The sequence below is a fragment of the Chishuiella sp. genome, from assembly GCF_032109125.1.
In the GTDB taxonomy this organism is placed as follows: domain Bacteria; phylum Bacteroidota; class Bacteroidia; order Flavobacteriales; family Weeksellaceae; genus Empedobacter.
In genome coordinates, this window is sequence record NZ_DAMCLZ010000015.1 from 68267 (window position 1) to 84979 (window position 16713).

General features: G+C 28.5%; 18 protein-coding genes. 6 read left to right on the plus strand and 12 right to left on the minus strand.

Annotated features, from left to right (window positions below):
* Positions 1–28: 28 nt before the first annotated feature.
* The 4 genes from RT575_RS13590 to RT575_RS13605 are packed head-to-tail and all read right to left on the minus strand — an operon-like array spanning position 29 to position 2747.
* Positions 29–487: an IPExxxVDY family protein gene (locus tag RT575_RS13590; RefSeq protein ID WP_313386830.1), complete on the minus strand. Its 459-nt coding sequence runs from the start codon at positions 485–487 to the stop codon at positions 29–31.
* Between the two features lie 2 nt (positions 488–489).
* A complete protein-coding gene (gene rnc / locus RT575_RS13595; protein ID WP_313386829.1) occupies positions 490–1242 on the minus strand; it encodes a ribonuclease III in 753 nt (250 codons plus the stop codon).
* Positions 1242–2495: a beta-ketoacyl-ACP synthase II gene (gene fabF / locus RT575_RS13600; RefSeq protein ID WP_313386828.1), complete on the minus strand. Its 1254-nt coding sequence runs from the start codon at positions 2493–2495 to the stop codon at positions 1242–1244. The genes rnc and fabF overlap by 1 nt, the downstream gene beginning before the upstream one ends.
* A gap of 15 nt (positions 2496–2510) precedes the next feature.
* Positions 2511–2747: an acyl carrier protein gene (locus tag RT575_RS13605; protein ID WP_019975541.1), complete on the minus strand. Its 237-nt coding sequence runs from the start codon at positions 2745–2747 to the stop codon at positions 2511–2513.
* A gap of 229 nt (positions 2748–2976) precedes the next feature.
* Between RT575_RS13605 and pckA the strand changes: the two genes are divergently transcribed.
* The gene (gene pckA / locus RT575_RS13610; RefSeq protein WP_313581556.1) at positions 2977–4548 is read left to right on the plus strand and encodes a phosphoenolpyruvate carboxykinase (ATP); all 1572 of its coding nucleotides are present in this window, start codon (positions 2977–2979) and stop codon (positions 4546–4548) included.
* Between the two features lie 70 nt (positions 4549–4618).
* Here pckA and RT575_RS13615 read toward each other — a convergent pair whose 3' ends face one another.
* The 6 genes from RT575_RS13615 to RT575_RS13640 form a co-directional block, all read right to left on the minus strand.
* Positions 4619–5329, minus strand: a complete 711-nt coding sequence (locus RT575_RS13615) for a tRNA1(Val) (adenine(37)-N6)-methyltransferase (RefSeq protein ID WP_313581558.1) — start codon at positions 5327–5329, stop codon at positions 4619–4621.
* Complete coding sequence (locus RT575_RS13620; RefSeq protein ID WP_313386825.1) at positions 5322–6767, minus strand: ATP-binding protein; 1446 nt, start codon at positions 6765–6767, stop codon at positions 5322–5324. Before RT575_RS13620 ends, RT575_RS13615 begins: the two co-directional genes overlap by 8 nt.
* Position 6768: 1 nt before the next feature.
* Complete coding sequence (locus RT575_RS13625) at positions 6769–7356, minus strand: riboflavin synthase (protein ID WP_313386824.1); 588 nt, start codon at positions 7354–7356, stop codon at positions 6769–6771.
* A gap of 96 nt (positions 7357–7452) precedes the next feature.
* Complete coding sequence (glmS, locus tag RT575_RS13630) at positions 7453–9300, minus strand: glutamine--fructose-6-phosphate transaminase (isomerizing) (RefSeq protein WP_313386823.1); 1848 nt, start codon at positions 9298–9300, stop codon at positions 7453–7455.
* Positions 9301–9337: 37 nt separating this feature from the next.
* A complete protein-coding gene (locus tag RT575_RS13635) occupies positions 9338–10954 on the minus strand; it encodes a DUF4270 family protein (protein WP_313581560.1) in 1617 nt (538 codons plus the stop codon).
* Between the two features lie 14 nt (positions 10955–10968).
* A complete protein-coding gene (locus tag RT575_RS13640; protein ID WP_313386821.1) occupies positions 10969–11781 on the minus strand; it encodes a glycogen/starch synthase in 813 nt (270 codons plus the stop codon).
* Between the two features lie 118 nt (positions 11782–11899).
* On the opposite strand from RT575_RS13640, the gene panC reads away from it, so the two are divergent.
* From panC to RT575_RS13655, 3 genes are all read left to right on the plus strand, one after another.
* Positions 11900–12742 carry a pantoate--beta-alanine ligase gene (panC, locus tag RT575_RS13645; protein WP_313581562.1) on the plus strand — a complete coding sequence of 281 codons (843 nt, stop codon included), beginning with the start codon at positions 11900–11902 and terminating at the stop codon, positions 12740–12742.
* Between the two features lie 85 nt (positions 12743–12827).
* Positions 12828–13175, plus strand: coding sequence for an aspartate 1-decarboxylase (panD, locus tag RT575_RS13650; protein WP_125349140.1), 348 nt, complete (start codon positions 12828–12830; stop codon positions 13173–13175).
* A gap of 15 nt (positions 13176–13190) precedes the next feature.
* On the plus strand, positions 13191–14213 hold the full coding sequence (locus tag RT575_RS13655; protein ID WP_313386819.1) for a lysylphosphatidylglycerol synthase transmembrane domain-containing protein: 1023 nt from the start codon (positions 13191–13193) through the stop codon (positions 14211–14213).
* On the opposite strand, the gene RT575_RS13660 is transcribed toward RT575_RS13655, so the two are convergent.
* Entirely contained in the window at positions 14210–14572 is a 363-nt protein-coding gene (locus RT575_RS13660; protein ID WP_313581565.1) for a helix-turn-helix domain-containing protein, read from the minus strand. The genes RT575_RS13655 and RT575_RS13660 overlap by 4 nt on opposite strands.
* Positions 14573–14657: 85 nt before the next feature.
* Between RT575_RS13660 and RT575_RS13665 the strand changes: the two genes are divergently transcribed.
* Both RT575_RS13665 and RT575_RS13670 read left to right on the plus strand, forming a co-directional pair.
* Positions 14658–15407: a type 1 glutamine amidotransferase domain-containing protein gene (locus tag RT575_RS13665; protein WP_313581566.1), complete on the plus strand. Its 750-nt coding sequence runs from the start codon at positions 14658–14660 to the stop codon at positions 15405–15407.
* 14 nt (positions 15408–15421) lie between these two features.
* Positions 15422–15931, plus strand: a complete 510-nt coding sequence (locus tag RT575_RS13670; protein ID WP_313581567.1) for a hypothetical protein — start codon at positions 15422–15424, stop codon at positions 15929–15931.
* Positions 15932–16224: 293 nt separating this feature from the next.
* Here RT575_RS13670 and RT575_RS13675 read toward each other — a convergent pair whose 3' ends face one another.
* Positions 16225–16614 (minus strand): hypothetical protein, encoded by a 390-nt coding sequence (locus RT575_RS13675; RefSeq protein WP_313581569.1) that lies wholly within the window; start codon positions 16612–16614, stop codon positions 16225–16227.
* Positions 16615–16713: the final 99 nt, after the last annotated feature.

The window sequence follows — 16713 nt, forward strand, 5'->3', positions numbered from 1 at the left end:
TCCCTTTTTTTTATGAATATTATTTTTTTTAAAAAACTAATCTTTCAGCTGTACTTATAAGATCAATTTCTATTTTTTTTACTGTTTTTATAAAATCATTTTCAAAAAATGGTAATTGAAGAGCTTTCAAATCACCTTCCCAACCAGATATTTTTACTACATAATTACAGTCTTTGTAATTAGGCACTAATACAATACTCTCTTTGAATAGATTTGATAAATTTACTTCATTTTTTTTAGAATCAGATTTATTTGGAACATTTTTAATAATTTGATAATCAATTTTATTTACTTTATCTAACCATTCATAGATTTCAAAATAATAAGTATGATCATCTATCCAAATATCTAAATCTTTAACACGCTGAAAATATGTGCCAAAAGTAGAGTTTAAATGAAATATAAATTGTGTAGAAGTATCCATATTAGAGTTTACTCCTATCAGATGGAAATCTATCCAATCATCATATAAGAGTAATTCTGCCATATTTATACTTTTTCTATTTTCTTTTGTAAGGAATAATATGCTCTTTTTGCTGCGTTTTCTTCAGCTTTCTTTTTAGATGTTCCTCTTCCCTTGGATAGGACTTTTTCATTAAGACGAATAACAGAAACAAATACTTGTAAATCTTCTGCACTTTCTTCATCAAAAGTATTGAATCTTATTGTATTTCTCGTTTTTTGACTCCATTCTAATACTAAAGATTTATAGCTAGTAATAGTATGTTCTAAACGATCCAAATCCGCATAAGGGTCAATAATTTTAATTTGTATGAAGTTTTGCACTGCATCTATCCCTCCATCTACATAAATAGCACCTACAAGAGCTTCAAGCATATCACCATTTACATCTTCTCCAAGATTATTGTGATTGTTCTGAGGTTCTAAAAAATCTAAAAGGCCTAATTTTTTTGATATAGCGTTTAATTGTTTTCGAGAAACTATTTTAGAACGCATTTTTGTTAAATACCCTTCCTGCTGCTCGGGAGCTTTATAATATAAATGCACTGCAGCAGAAGCACCAAGTAATGCATCTCCTAAAAATTCTAATCTTTCAAAATTAATACTATTTCCTTTTTCATCTTTTTTTTGAGCAGATCTATGGGTAAATGCTTCTTTAAAAATCTCAATATTTTGAGGTGTATATCCCAAGATAGACTTCAAAAATTTCAAAAAAGGATCAGATGATTTAGAACCATCACGATTAATTATATTTGATAATAATTTTTTTAAGAAAGACATTACTTATACTTCTTAAATATCACACAAGCATTGTGTCCACCAAAACCAAAAGTATTACTCAATGCATATTCTACATTTTTCTCTCTAGCTTTGTTAAATGTATAATCAATTTTAGGATCAAGATTTTCATCATCCGTAAAATGATTAATTGTTGGAGGCACAATACCGTTGTTTATAGCACCAATAGTCGAAATAGCCTCAACAATTCCAGCACCACCTAATAAGTGACCTGTCATTGATTTTGTTGAATTTATTTGAATATTATATGCATGTTCTCCGAATAATTTTTGAATTGCTTTTGATTCTGCAATATCTCCTAAAGGAGTTGATGTACCATGCATATTGATATGATCAATATCTGTAATACTAATATTTGCATCAGCTAAAGCTTCTCTCATCACGTTTAAAGCCCCAATTCCTTCTGGATGTGGTGCTGTAATATGATGTGCATCTGCTGTCATTCCTGTACCAACAAGTTCTGCATAAATAGTCGCACCTCTTGCTATAGCATGTTCATATTCTTCTAAAATAATACATCCTGCACCTTCTCCCATAACAAAACCATCTCGGTCTTTGTCAAATGGTCTAGATGCTGTTTTTGGATCATCATTTCTAGTTGATAAGGCATGTAAAGCATTAAATCCTCCTATACTAGAACCTGTAACAGCAGCTTCAGAACCTCCAGTCACTATTGCTTCAGCCTTTCCAAGTCTTAATAACATGTAAGCATCAATAATAGCATTTGTAGATGAAGCACAAGCAGAAACAGTTGTATAATTAGGCCCCATTAGACCAAACTCCATTGATATATGACCAGGTGTGATATCTGCAATCATCTTAGGGATAAAAAAAGGATTGAAACGAGGAGTTCCATTTCCATTTGCAAAATTAGTTACTTCTTCTTCAAAAGTTTTAATTCCACCAATTCCCGATCCCCATATAACACCGATACGCTCTTTGTTTACGTTAGTAGCATCTAAAATACCACTATGTTTGATTGCTTCTCTTGCAGCAACAATTCCCAATTGGGCGCAACGATCAATCTTACGTGCTTCTTTACGGTCAAAATGATCTTCAATATTGAAGTTTTTAACCTCACAAGCAAATTGTGTCTTAAAAAGAGCTGCATCAAAAAGCGTAATAGGCGCAGCGCCACTTACACCATTTACTAATCCATCCCAATATTCTTGGTATGTATTTCCAATTGGTGTTAGGGCGCCTAAACCTGTTACTACTACTCTTTTTAATTCCATAAAAATAGGGAACTATTACTTGTTTAAGTCTTCGATGTATTTTACAGCTTGACCTACTGTAGAAATTTTTTCTGCTTGATCGTCTGGAATTTGGATGTCAAATTCTTTTTCGAATTCCATAATTAATTCTACAGTGTCTAATGAATCAGCACCTAAATCGTTAGTGAAACTTGCTTCTAGAGTTACTTCACTTTCATCAACTCCTAATTTATCTACGATAATTGCTTTCACTCTTGATGTAATGTCAGACATAATTTTCTAATTTTAATTGTTGTAAACTAGTGCAAAAATATAAAACTTATATTAAATACAAGCTTTTTTTTGTATGCACGCATAATAACTTCTAAAAAATGTATGAATAATTAATTACGAAAACGTTGTAGTTGATGATATAAATCAAAGTTTTAATTACATTTTTATTGTAGTTTTGCAAAAAACTTCTTGATTATAAGAATTTTAATAATAGTATAAAATCACTTAAATGAGTATAGAATTGGCATCTTACGGAATAAAAAATTCCAAAATTAACTATCAATTATCACCTGATGAGTTAACTCAAAAAATGATAGAATTAGGACAAGGAGAAATCACCTCTTCTGGAGCTATTAATATTTTAACTGGAGAATTTACAGGACGTTCTCCTAAAGATAGATTCATCGTTGAAGATGAAATAACGAAAGAAAATGTATGGTGGGATGGGAATATAAATATTCCTTTTGATTCTGAAAAATTTGACGCTTTATACGAAAAAGTTGTAGAACATTTAAGTAATCGTGAAATTTATGTAAGGGATTCTTTTGCTTGTGCTGATGACAGTTATAAAACAAAAATTAGAGCAATTACAGAAACACCAGCTGCTAATTTATTTATTTACAACATGTTTATTCGCCCAACAGAAAGTGAATTAGAAAATTTTGGTGAAGCTGATTGGACAATTATTAATGCACCTACATTTGTAGCAACATCTGAAGCTGATGGAACTAGACAACATAACTTCTCTATTCTTAACTTCAAAAGAAAAATTGTTTTAAACGGTGGTACTGGTTATACTGGTGAAATGAAAAAAGGAATTTTTTCTGCATTAAATTTTACTCTTCCTGTTTATAAAAATACTTTACCTATGCACTGTTCTGCAAATTCTGGTAAAAATGGAGATACAGCAATGTTCTTTGGATTATCTGGAACTGGTAAAACAACATTATCTGCAGATAAAAATAGACAATTAATTGGTGATGATGAACATGGATGGACTGAAGATAACAAAGTTTTCAATTTTGAAGGAGGATGTTATGCTAAAGTAATCAACCTATCAAAAGAAGGTGAACCTGAAATTTATGAAGCAATCAAAAAAGGTTCTCTATTAGAAAATGTAAAATTAAAATCAGATTCTAACGAGGTTGATTATACTGATGTATCCATTACAGAAAATACACGTGTATCTTATCCGATTGATTACATAGAAAATATCGCTATTCCATCAGTAGGAAATAATCCTAAAAATATTTTCTTTTTATCTTTTGATGCCTATGGTGTTTTTCCTCCTATTGCAAAATTAAATCCAAACCAAGCTGCTTATTTATTCATTTCTGGATATACATCTAAAGTTGCTGGAACAGAAGCTGGAGTTACAGAACCACAAACAACATTTTCTTCTTGCTTCGGAGCACCATTTATGCCTTTACACCCTACAAAATATGCAGAAATGCTTAGTCATAAAGTAGAAAAAACTGGAGTAAATGTTTGGTTAATAAATACTGGTTGGAATGGACAGAAAAAACGTATGTCTTTAAAAGACACAAGAGCTGTTATTAATGCTGCACTTGATGGAAAGTTAGATAACATTTTATATAGAGAAGATCCTTATTTTGGATTTGAAGTACCTGTCTCAATTGAAGGAATTGATTCTGAAAAATTAAACCCATCAAGCTCATTTGATTCTGAACAAGCTTATGAAGAAAATGCTAAAATTTTAGCTAAAAAATTTAAAGAAAATTTCAAAAAATTTGAAGAATTTGCTACTGAAGAGCTATTAGCTGGAGGTCCTAAAATTTAATTTATTTCAAATAATATTACAAAAACCTCTAATCGTAATTTAGAGGTTTTTTTATCTATATTTTTTATAATTACATTTTTAAATAAAACTCTTTTGTAAGATTAATATATTCATCAGTATATTGATGTCTATCTAACTCAATAATCAGTTCATCTTCTTCCACAATCTCTTTTTGATCAAAAGAAAATTCCAATAATACTCTTTTCAATGAAGAATTTTTATTTCCTCTTACATAAAGAATTCTTGATATGTATAAAGATCTTTTTGATGCTATATCTATATATAAATCTTTTTGATCATAAGGAATAACAAAACTAGCAACTCCATTTCTATTAAGTAATAGACTCGTTTTATCTAACAGTTCAGAAAAAGTTAGTGTTGTTTGTTGTCTTGCTTGCTTACGAGTATCAAATTCTACTAAATCATTAACATTAAAAAAAGGAGGATTGCTTACAATTAAATCATATTTTTCATTTGGATTATACTCTTGAATTGGAGTATTAAAAACTTTCAATCTTTGTTTAAAAATAGAATTCTGAAAATTTTCTATTGCCTGTAAATACGCAGACTCATCAATTTCTATTGCATCAATTATAGTTTCAGGAAATCTTTGTGCTAACATTAAAGAAACTAAACCTGTTCCTGTTCCTATATCTAAAATTTTATTCCCGTTATAGATATTTGTCCAGCTCCCAATCAAAACACCATCAGTTCCAACTTTCATAGCAGTATTATCTTGAAAGATATCAAACTGTTTAAACTTAAAAGGTTTTCTACTCATGATAAGGTATCATAATAAAGAATGTTGTTCCTTCTGAAACTTTTGATTCAAAACGAATTGTACCATCATAATCATCAATAATCTTCTTAACCATTGGTAATCCAATTCCCATTCCACTATTTTTTGTTGTAAATTTAGGTACAAAAATAGATTTCTGAGCTTTTAAAGGTATTCCTTCTCCATTATCTGATATATTAATATGAAGAAAATTATTTTTAAGAAATACTTCTACTTTCACTTTAGGCTCTATATTATTTGGAATAGATTGAAATGCATTTTTTGTGATATTAGTTATTACTCTATTCAAATACTGTTTATCAAAATACATCATTATAACATCAGGTGAATGAGTAAACTCTATATATTTTGCAGGAAATATAAAAAGAGTGTTCTTTATAACATCAACAACATCAATTTTTTCATCAACTCTTGATGGCATTTTAGCAAAATCTGAAAACGCTTCTGCTATTGCAGAAATCGTATCTATTTGTTGTAATAATATCGCTCCTGTTCTCTTAGTTTTTTCTTCTAGATCTGGATCATTAACATCAAATTTTCTTAACAAGTTTTGAATTAATAATCTCATAGGAGTTAATGGATTTTTAACTTCATGAGCAACTTGCTTTGCAAAATCTCTCCATGCTTCTTCTCGTTCTTGCTTAGCAATTAGATCAGATTGTTCTTTCAATTTTTGAAGCATTGTATTATACGAATCTACAAGGATTTTTATCTCATCATTTCCATCATATCTAATTGGCATATTATTAGATATAACTTCAGTTTCTCTAATACGATCAGCAAATGACCAAAGTTTAGTAAGCGTTTTTTTTGTTACAAAATAGACTGCTAAAGTTCCAAATAAAAGGATAACACCAAAAGCTAAACCATAACTTCCAAGTAAAGTAAACATATCTCTCTGTAAAAAATCACGATTAGATTGATAAGGTAGACAGAGAATTGCTATATTTTCATTGTAATAATTTTTTATATTACTATATGACGAATAGACATTTCTATCATCATTCAAGTCTTTGCTTGTAAGAATTAATTCATTGGATTTATTTAACCTATCTAAAATATTTTGAGGCAAAGTTGGATAAGTTGTTGAGACAGGTTGTGTTGTTAAAATTTTATTTCCTGTCAAATCATAAATTACGATATCAGTTTTATTAATATCCGCAATTCTTAAAAAACTTTCTTCAAGTATTTTATGTACATTTTCTTTAGTAGCTACTCCAGGAAAATTATCCATTTCGTAATCTATAGCTGATTCTACAGCTCTAACCTTACGTTTTAAGATATCTTCATGGTATTGCTTTGTTTGCTCATTAAAATGATTTGCAGTAATCATTAAAATTGCGCCAGCAGTAAATAATAATATAGTTACCATGTAAATGATAATACGAACAGGTAACGATAAATTATTATTCTTATTCATTCTATTTTTGAGTTAGTCTTTTTATATATTTACCAATGATGTCAAATTCTAAATTCAATTGATCACCAACATTATATTGATTTAAATTTGTAAATTCCCATGTATAAGGGATTATTGCAACTGAAAATTGCCCTACTTTACTATTAACAACTGTCAAGCTTATTCCATTTAAACAGATAGATCCTTTTTCTACTGTCACATTTCCAGAACTTTCTTCATCATAATCTATGGTTAGTAAATAACTTCCATCTTGATCTTCAATTGAAGATATTTGTCCTATTTGATCCACATGCCCTTGTACAATATGTCCATCAATACGACCATTAAACATCAAACATCGTTCTAAATTTATCAAATCATCCTTTTTTAATGTGTTAAAGTTTGTTTTTAACAAAGTTTCTTCAATTGCAGTTACTTTATAAAGATTATTTTTTATATCAACAACCGTTAAACATACTCCATTATGAGCAACACTTTGATCTATTTTTAGTTCGTTTGTGAAATCAGATTCTATCCATAGATTCAAATTTGATTGATTTATTTCCAAATCAACTAATTTACCTACTCCTTCTACAATTCCTGTAAACATATTTTTTGAATTTTTACGGATTAAATTTAAGACTTTTTTAAATAAAAAAAGGAATGTTTACAAAACATCCCTTTTTATGCTATTATTAATATTTTACTATTCTACAGTAACAGATTTAGCTAAATTTCTAGGTTGATCTACATTTTTACCTAATTTAACAGCAATCCAATAAGATAATAATTGTAATGGTATTGCAGATAATATAGGAGAAAATTCTTCTACTGTTTCTGGAATCACAATATAATCATCTGCCATTGAAGTAACTTGGTCGTCACCTTCATTAACAATTGCAATAACTTTAGCACTTCTCGATTTTATTTCTTGAATATTAGAAACTACTTTCTCGTAATAACCTTTTTTGGGTGCTATTACAATTACTGGCATATTTTCATCTAATAGAGCAATTGGTCCATGCTTCATTTCTGCAGCAGGATAACCTTCGGCATGTATATAAGATATTTCTTTTAATTTTAATGCGCCCTCTAAAGCAGAAGGATAATTATAACCACGACCTAGATAAATTGCATTTCTATTATCTTTATATTTTTCAGCTATTTCATCTATTACTCCTTCACAATTATCTAAAATTTGCTGAACTAGATCTGGTATTCTTTCTAATTCTAACGTAAGCAAATTAAATTTTTCTGTAGATAATTCACCGTTGTGTTTACCAAGTTTTAAAGCTATTAAAGCTAAAACTGTTAATTGGGCAGTAAATGCTTTTGTAGACGCTACTCCAATTTCTGGACCAGCATGTGTATATGCACCAGCATCAGTAATACGAGCAATCGAAGATCCTACAACATTGTTTATTCCAAATATAAATGCTCCAGCTTCTTTTGCTAGTTTAAGTGCTGCTAATGTATCAGCTGTTTCTCCAGATTGAGAAATAGCTATAACAATATCATGTTTATGAATAATAGGATTTCTGTAACGGAATTCTGAAGCATATTCTACTTCAACAGGTATACGAGCAAAATCTTCAATCATATATTCTGCTACTAATCCTGCATGGTAAGAAGTTCCACAAGCAACTATAATTATTCGCTTTGCATTTAGAAATTTTTCATGATGATCCCAAATACCAGCCATTTTAATTATACCTTCATTAACTAATAAACGACCACGCATTGTATCCTTAATAGAACGAGGTTGTTCATAAATTTCTTTTAACATAAAATGTTCAAAACCTCCTTTTTCTATTGCTTCAATATTCAATTGTAATTCTTGAATATCTAATGATACAACTTCATTATTTTTGATAGTACGTACATCTACTTCTTTATTTAAAGTAATTGTAGCCATATCACCATCTTCTAAATAAATAGCATCCTTTGTAAATTCTATAAATGGAGATGCATCAGAAGCAACGAAAAATTCTTTTTCTCCTATCCCTATTGCTAAAGGAGAACCTAAACGAGCAACTACAATAGTATCATTTTGTTCTTTATCTAATACTGCTATTGCATAAGCACCTACAACTTCATTAAGAGCTAAACGTATAGCATCAGATAAATTAAGGTTTTGCTCATCTTGAAATAACTGTATGAAATTTACTAGAACTTCTGTATCTGTATCACTATGGAAAACATAGCCTTTTTCTAATAATAATTTTTTTATTGATTCATAATTTTCAATAATACCATTATGAACCAAAACTAAACGTCCATTATTAGACATATGAGGATGAGAATTTACATCATTAGGAACACCATGTGTTGCCCAACGTGTATGTCCGATACCCAAATGAGGTGTTTTATCTAAATCTTCTGATTTATTCTCAAGATCAGAAACTTTACCTTTAGTTTTTACTAATTCAAAATCCGAACCAGTAGAAAGGACTAAACCTGCACTATCATACCCTCTATATTCTAATCTTTTTAAGCCATTTATTATAATTGGGTAAGCCTCTCTATATCCAATATATCCAACAATTCCACACATAATATTTTATAGTTTTTAGTTTTTTTAAAATAATCTATTATCTTACAGAATAATAAACTAATAATTTAAGCTTTTTAGCTTCAACTTCTGAGTTATTTCCATGTAAAACTATTCTATATGGATTATAAGCTCTATTATTTTGATATGGGTTAGTACTATTTATAGTTGTAGCGTCTGATACAGATGTTATAAAATTACCCATTGTAACAATCATTGACTGATCAGTAAATTCATCACCTTTCTCTAAAATACTTTTTAAGTGCTTTGTTATATCAATAGTATAATAGTCCGTTGAACCTGTAACAATTGGATTAAAATGAACAGAAGTTGGGTAAGCATTATAAAAATTTAATACATCAGCATATAATGCATTTACTGAAGCTCCATCTTTAGTATAATTATTCCAAGCAGTAATATATGGTGGTTTAGACAAGCCATAAGAATCATCTATATAAAATTTCAATTTAGCACCTACAATAGTAATATTATTACTTGCCATTTCCGTTTTCAAATTATTCAATTGATCCTGATTAATTTTTAAATTCACATAGCTACCACTCATCCCATTTAAGAATAAACGAGCATCTCCTGTTGATGAATTTGCGCTAGCTAAATTTGATTCATAAGTAGATCCTGAATAATTATTTAAAATTTGGCTTGCTACTACATTTGCTTTACTAACTGATGATGAACTACTCCATACATTTGAAAAATCAAATGTATAATTAGAACTTAATCGTTCTTGGTAATTAGTCTGTCCATCAGTTTTTGCCGTTGGATTCTTGTATGAATAATACATTTTTAAATCTATATTATTCGGATTAAAATTTAAAATGAAACCATCAGTATCTTCAACAGAAAATTCAAAGCCTTTTATATTATCTCTAATAAATGTAGCATAATCAGATGTTAATCCTTTACTAGCGTTTTGAATTATTTTTTCATTAAAATAATCTTTATCTAAAGAGATTTTATAACCTACTGTTTCTTCAAAAATATTACTTGTACCTGTTTTTACTTTTACAATCTTATTGGTAACAGTCTTTCCTATTTTTGCAGTACCTAAAATTTTTGAATTTACAGAAAAAAGTGTTTCTGAACCATCTAGTTTAGAAAAATATTTAGAACTTGTATATAAGGTCGTACTTATATCTCTAACATTAAGGGTCATATTAACATCTTTGTTTCCATAAATTGAATCTACTGCATATTTTGTTGTAATTAAAATAGTATCGTTATCAGTAGTTTTAACTCCAGGATTAGATAAATTCAATGTATCTTTAGATATAGGAGTCGCAGAACTATCATAATATATTGGAAGGTATAAATTTACAGAATCAACTGAATTATCTGTTCCAAAATCTACAACACTTAAGCTAGTAGAGCTAGGTCTTAATTGTGTATAAAATTTAGATGATGTAGAACCAAAAATAGCATCTTTATAAATACCTAAAGCTCCATTTTGTAGAACAAATTTATCAGTTCTTAATGTATCAAATTTAGCATTATAAGCGATAACATCTAATGTTTTTACATTTCCTTCAGCATCATCTCCTACAACACCATTACCAGTATTAACTGTTTCATCTTGGCAAGAAACTGCTCCTATTATAATTGCTATAGCAACAAAAAGGATATTTAAATATTTTTTCATTAATCTCAATAGATTTAATTAGAGTTTATAACATCCTCTTTATAAAAATTTTTATAAACCTCTTTTGATTGTTCTTTTGAACAATAATCTAATAAAGGGATATTTTGTTGTTCTATGTAGTTTTTTATATCTTCAGGTATTATTTCTTCTCCTTTAGCAATAGCATCAGCATACTCTAAAGATGATTGTATCATACCCAAATGTGTTGGTTTCTCTAAGTATTTTTTAACATCAGCCTCAACTTTATCATAAGATAATTTTTTGACTAATTCATTGTCTAATTCTCCTTCAAATCCATTGTCAAATAAAGAAACTACTACTTTAGCATCTTGAAAGAATGGATCATCAGAATAATATTTTTTTAGATACAGTGGTACTAAACTAGACATCCAACCCATTACATGAACTACATCTGGTTTCCAATTTAATTTTTTTACTGTTTCTAAAACACCTTTTGCAAAAAAGATTGAACGTTCATCATTGTCAGAAAATAAACCTCCATTTTCTCCATAAATGTCTTTACGTTTAAAATATTCTTCGTTGTCGATGAAGTACACTTGTAATCTTTCTCCTGGAACTGATGCTACTTTAATGATTAGTGGTTGATCCAAGTCATTAATAATCATATTCATACCTGAAAGTCTTATTACTTCGTGTAATTGGTGTCTTCTTTCGTTAATTGCCCCAAATCTTGGCATAAAGATTCTTACATCTGCACCGCTGCTCTGCATGATTTTTGGCAAATCTAATGCTTGGGAAGACATCGGATTTTCAGGAAAGTAAGGTACCATTTCTGTTGTTACATACAATATGCGCTTTCCTTCCATAATTTCTACTCTCTTTTCCTAATGAATAATAAGGCACAAATTTACAAAAAAATGTTGATATATTATTTGCTTATAGTAGCTTTGCCACTAATTAGTTTTTTTTTAACAAATTCATGTTATGGTTATATTTAGCGAAAATGAGAAATTAACTCCTACAATTGTCGAGTTAAAAAACCAAAACAAAACCATAGGATTTATTCCTACTATGGGAGCTTTACATGATGGACACATGTCTTTAGTAAAGGCTTCTAAAGAACAAAATGACTATACAGTAGTTAGTATTTTTGTTAATCCTACACAATTTAACAATCTTGATGATTTAGCAAAATATCCTCGAACTGAGGAAAAAGATAAAGAATTGTTAATAAAAAATGGGTGCGATTTTCTTTATATACCTACTATTAGCGATTTATATCTTGAAAATGAGAAAGCGAAGCATTATGATTTTGGAACAATTGATCAAGTCATGGAAGGTAAATCTAGACCAGGTCACTTTGATGGTGTCGCAACAATAGTTTCCAAATTATTACGTATTGTTCAACCTACAAATGCTTATTTTGGAGAAAAAGATTTTCAACAAATCCGTATTATCCAAGAAATGGTGAAACAAGAAAATTTAAATGTAAATATTATTCCTATGCCAATTTTTAGAGCTGATACAGGTTTAGCTCTTAGCTCTAGAAATGCAAGATTAAATGATAAACAGGTTAATGAAGCTCCATTTATATATAAGATATTAACTGATGCTGTTAACTTAAAAAAACAAGGTAAAGAAATTGACGAAGTCAAGAAAAATGTAGAAGATTCATTTAATAATTCTCCTTTTAAATTAGAGTATTTTGAAATTACTGATGAAGAAACATTATTACCTATCACAAATTTTTCTGATTCAAAAAATGTAAGAGGATTTATCGTCGCTTATGCCGGAGATATACGTTTAATAGATAATATAAAATTTTAATAGACTTAACCTATTCTTAAATTATATATAAAATTATTTGGAATAGCTTTTGAAAATATGAAGTTAGAAGTAACTTTGCAAAATTATGATGGTAGAAGTATTTCACTCTAAAATACATAGAGTAAAAGTAACAGATGCAAAACTTAACTATATTGGTAGTATCACAATTGATGAAGATTTGATAGATGCCGCAAATATGGTTGTTGGGCAAAAAGTGCAAATTGTTGTTCAAGAAAATGGAGAACGATTTGAAACATATATTATAAAAGGTAAACGAGGTAGTGGAGAAATTTGTTTAAACGGTCCTGCTGCTCGTAAAGTTCAGGTTGGTGATACAGTAATTATCATTACGTATGCAATGATGGATTTTGAAGAAGCAAAAACTTACGAACCTACTATTGTTTTTCCTAACGAAAATAACCGTTTAGATTAAAACAAATAAAAAAATATGAAGAGTAATATCAAACAATCACTCTTCTTAATCTTTGCTTCATTGTTGGCCATATTTTTTGTAATTATAACAGTGAAGCAAATAGATTTCGAACGAGTTAGAAGTGTTTTAAAAGAAACTAATTATTTTTGGATCTTTGCTTCTATGGCTCTTAGCATCGTTTCTTATTGGATACGCGCTGCTCGTTGGAATCTTTTATTAAAGCCTATGGGATATCATACAAAAACTTCTTCTGGTTTTTGGGCTATATCATTTGCTTATTTTATGAACCTTACAATACCAAGGAGTGGAGAAGTAGCTCGTGCTACAAGTTTCTATAAAATGGAAAATGTTCCTTTTGAAAAATCTTTTGGAACAATTGTACTTGAAAGAGTTATAGATCTTATTTTTCTACTTTTTTTTCTAGGATTAACATTGATTTTTAATTATCAAACTTTTTTTCATTTTATTGAATTAGGAAATGTAGAAAAAGCGACAGAAGGTAATTATGAAAATTCATTTACTAAATATTATATAATCATTCCATTATTTATTATTGCAATGATTATTACAATATTTTTTTGGAAAAAGATTATACAATCTAAGCTTTTCAATCGTATTAAAAAATTTATTCTAGGTTTATGGGAAGGTATTCAATCCATATCAAAACTCCAGAAAAAAAAATTATTCATTTTTTATTCATGTGCTCTTTGGATTTGTTACTTTTTTATGACATTTGTTGTTTTATTTGCTTTTCCAGACACTAAAAATTTTGGATTTTCTGAAGGGCTATTTCTACTAATAGCTGGTTCATTCGGAATGATCCTTCCGGTTTCTGGAGGATTAGCTTATCCATATATCATGTCAATAGCATTTTCTGCAGTTTATTTAGCTAAAGGAGGAAATCAGGAAGAAGGTAAAGCTATTGGAGATTATTTTGGGCTAATACTTTATATAGCTCATGTTTTAACAATGATTATTTTTGGATTAATTGCTATTTATAAAATAGCTAGAATTAGACGAGATTCAACAAAAAATTAATTATCGTCACTTAAATACTCTCCCTTTTCTCTAACGACCAAATGCCCCCAATTATTTATTTGTTCTAAAGCTGGAATAAAAGTTTTTCCAAAATCAGTTAATTCATAAATAACTTTTACTGGAGGTTTATCACCATAAACTATCCTAGATATCAATCCATCTTCATTCAATTGTTTTAACTGGATATTTAAAGTCATTTCTGTTATTGTAGAAATTTCTTTCTTTAATTCATTATATCTTTTTTCTCCATCTTTTAAATGATATAAAATAACAGATTTCCATTTTCCACCTATAAGATCCATTGCTAAACTAACTGTACAAGGATAATATTTATCATTTAATTTTATATTCTTTCCCATTTTATCAACCTATCTATTTAGATAGTTATTGCAAACTTATTAAACTATAAATAATTTTACAACTATAATTATTATAGTATAAAAAATGATGAAGACTATCAAAAAATTATTTATGATTCTAATTTCGTTAACAAATATACTGTTTGCTCAAAAAACTAAAGAGTATAAAAAGAAAATATTATTTGTTGTAACAAGTCATGATAAAAAAAGTAATGAAGAAAAAACAGGATATTATCTCAGTGAAGTATCACATCCTTGGAAAATTTTAAAAGAAGCTGGATATGAAATAGATTTCGTTAGTCCAAAAGGAGGTACACCTCCTGTTGATGGATTTGATCTAAATGATTCAATCAATAAAGAATTTTGGGAAAATGATATTTATCAAAATAAAATTTCAAATAGTTTGAAGCCTAATGATATAATTTCTAAAGATTACAGTGCTATATATTTTGCTGGTGGACATGGAGCTATGTGGGATCTTCCAAATAATAAAATAATAGCAGAAATAACCAAAACTATATACGAAAACAATGGTATTATAGGTGCCGTTTGTCATGGCTCAGCTGGTTTAATTAATATTAAATTAAAAAATGGTAAGTATTTAATAGATGGTAAAAAAATAAATGGTTTTTCTAATGAAGAAGAAACTATTATTGGCTTAACTAAAGTAGTTCCATTCTCTCTCGAAGATAAAATTAAAGAACATGGAGGTTTATACATAAAAGATAAACCTTGGCAAGAGTTTGTTGTTTCTGATCAGAGGTTAGTTACTGGACAAAATCCACAATCAGCGACTATTGTAGGTGAAAAAATTAAAGAATTATTAAATAAATAATAAATAAAAGTAACATGAAACAAAATGCAATTATTTTTCCAAAAGAATATTTACCAGGTGCCACAGATAACTTTTGCTCTAATGAATTAATAGTGAAAAATATAAGTATAGAAAAGGTATGGAAAAATCTTATTAATCCATTTTTATGGCCTTTATACTACAAAAATTCATCAGATATCAACTTTAAAAATAAAGAAGATAGAGAATTATATCTTAATGTGATTTTTAATTTCAAAACTTTTGGATTTCCTATTAGTGCAAAAGTAATAGAGTTTCATCCTCCAGAAAACAATCAACCTGCTAGATTAGCATGGCATGGGTGGTCTGAAGGAAATGAAGAATCTAAAATTGATGTACATCATGCATGGTTAATCGAAAATCTATCACATAATAGACTTAGAATATTAACACAAGAAACACAAAATGGAAATCCTGCAAAAGAATTAGCTCAAACAAAACCAAATCCAATGATTAATGGTCATCAAGATTGGCTTGATGGTTTAATTAATTTTAGTAAAAAATAATATTCTTAATAAATCAACTTAGAATAATCTAAGTTGATTTATTAAGAATAATTTTTATTGGGCAATCACTTCGTGCCGGGCTTTACGTTGCAATCTTTGCAAACAGACTTCGACTCCGCTCAGCCATCAGTTTGTAAAAGGATTTCCTCTGCAATCACTATTGCTAATTGAGAAATTTGAATTTAGAAACTAGAAGTAGTTATTTTGAATAATACGTGATAAGTTTTATTTTAAACTCAAAAACCTAATCATAGAAACACTAAATCAATAATGTAGAATATTACAATACCTCTTTAAATAATAATACTAACAATAATATTATCTAAGTTAGTCCAACATTGTAAACCTAAAGAATCAACATTATAAACTTTTTGTTTCTCAAAATCATTAATAAATAATTCTTCATCAAATTGAAAATTTAAATTTAAGTTTTTAAAAATATCTATCGAAGAATTTATTAAATTAATAGTATTATAAATACATAATTCTTTACACTTAATTGAAACAATATCATTATTTTCTACAAACAATATAATATCTTGACCTTCTATATAATATGTTGTCCAATTAGTTATATTATCATATTCGTCTTCTATAAGATTAAATATACCACAATAATCTGAGATAGAACTATTTAAACTAAACTCTCCAATACCTATAAATGGGTTTAAAATATTTTTCATTGTTCATTAAGGTTTGAATATTATTCTCCTTTATTTTACAGCTATTGCTTTGTTGTATTAAATAAATATGTTTATTCTAACAATCCTTTTGGAATAGTA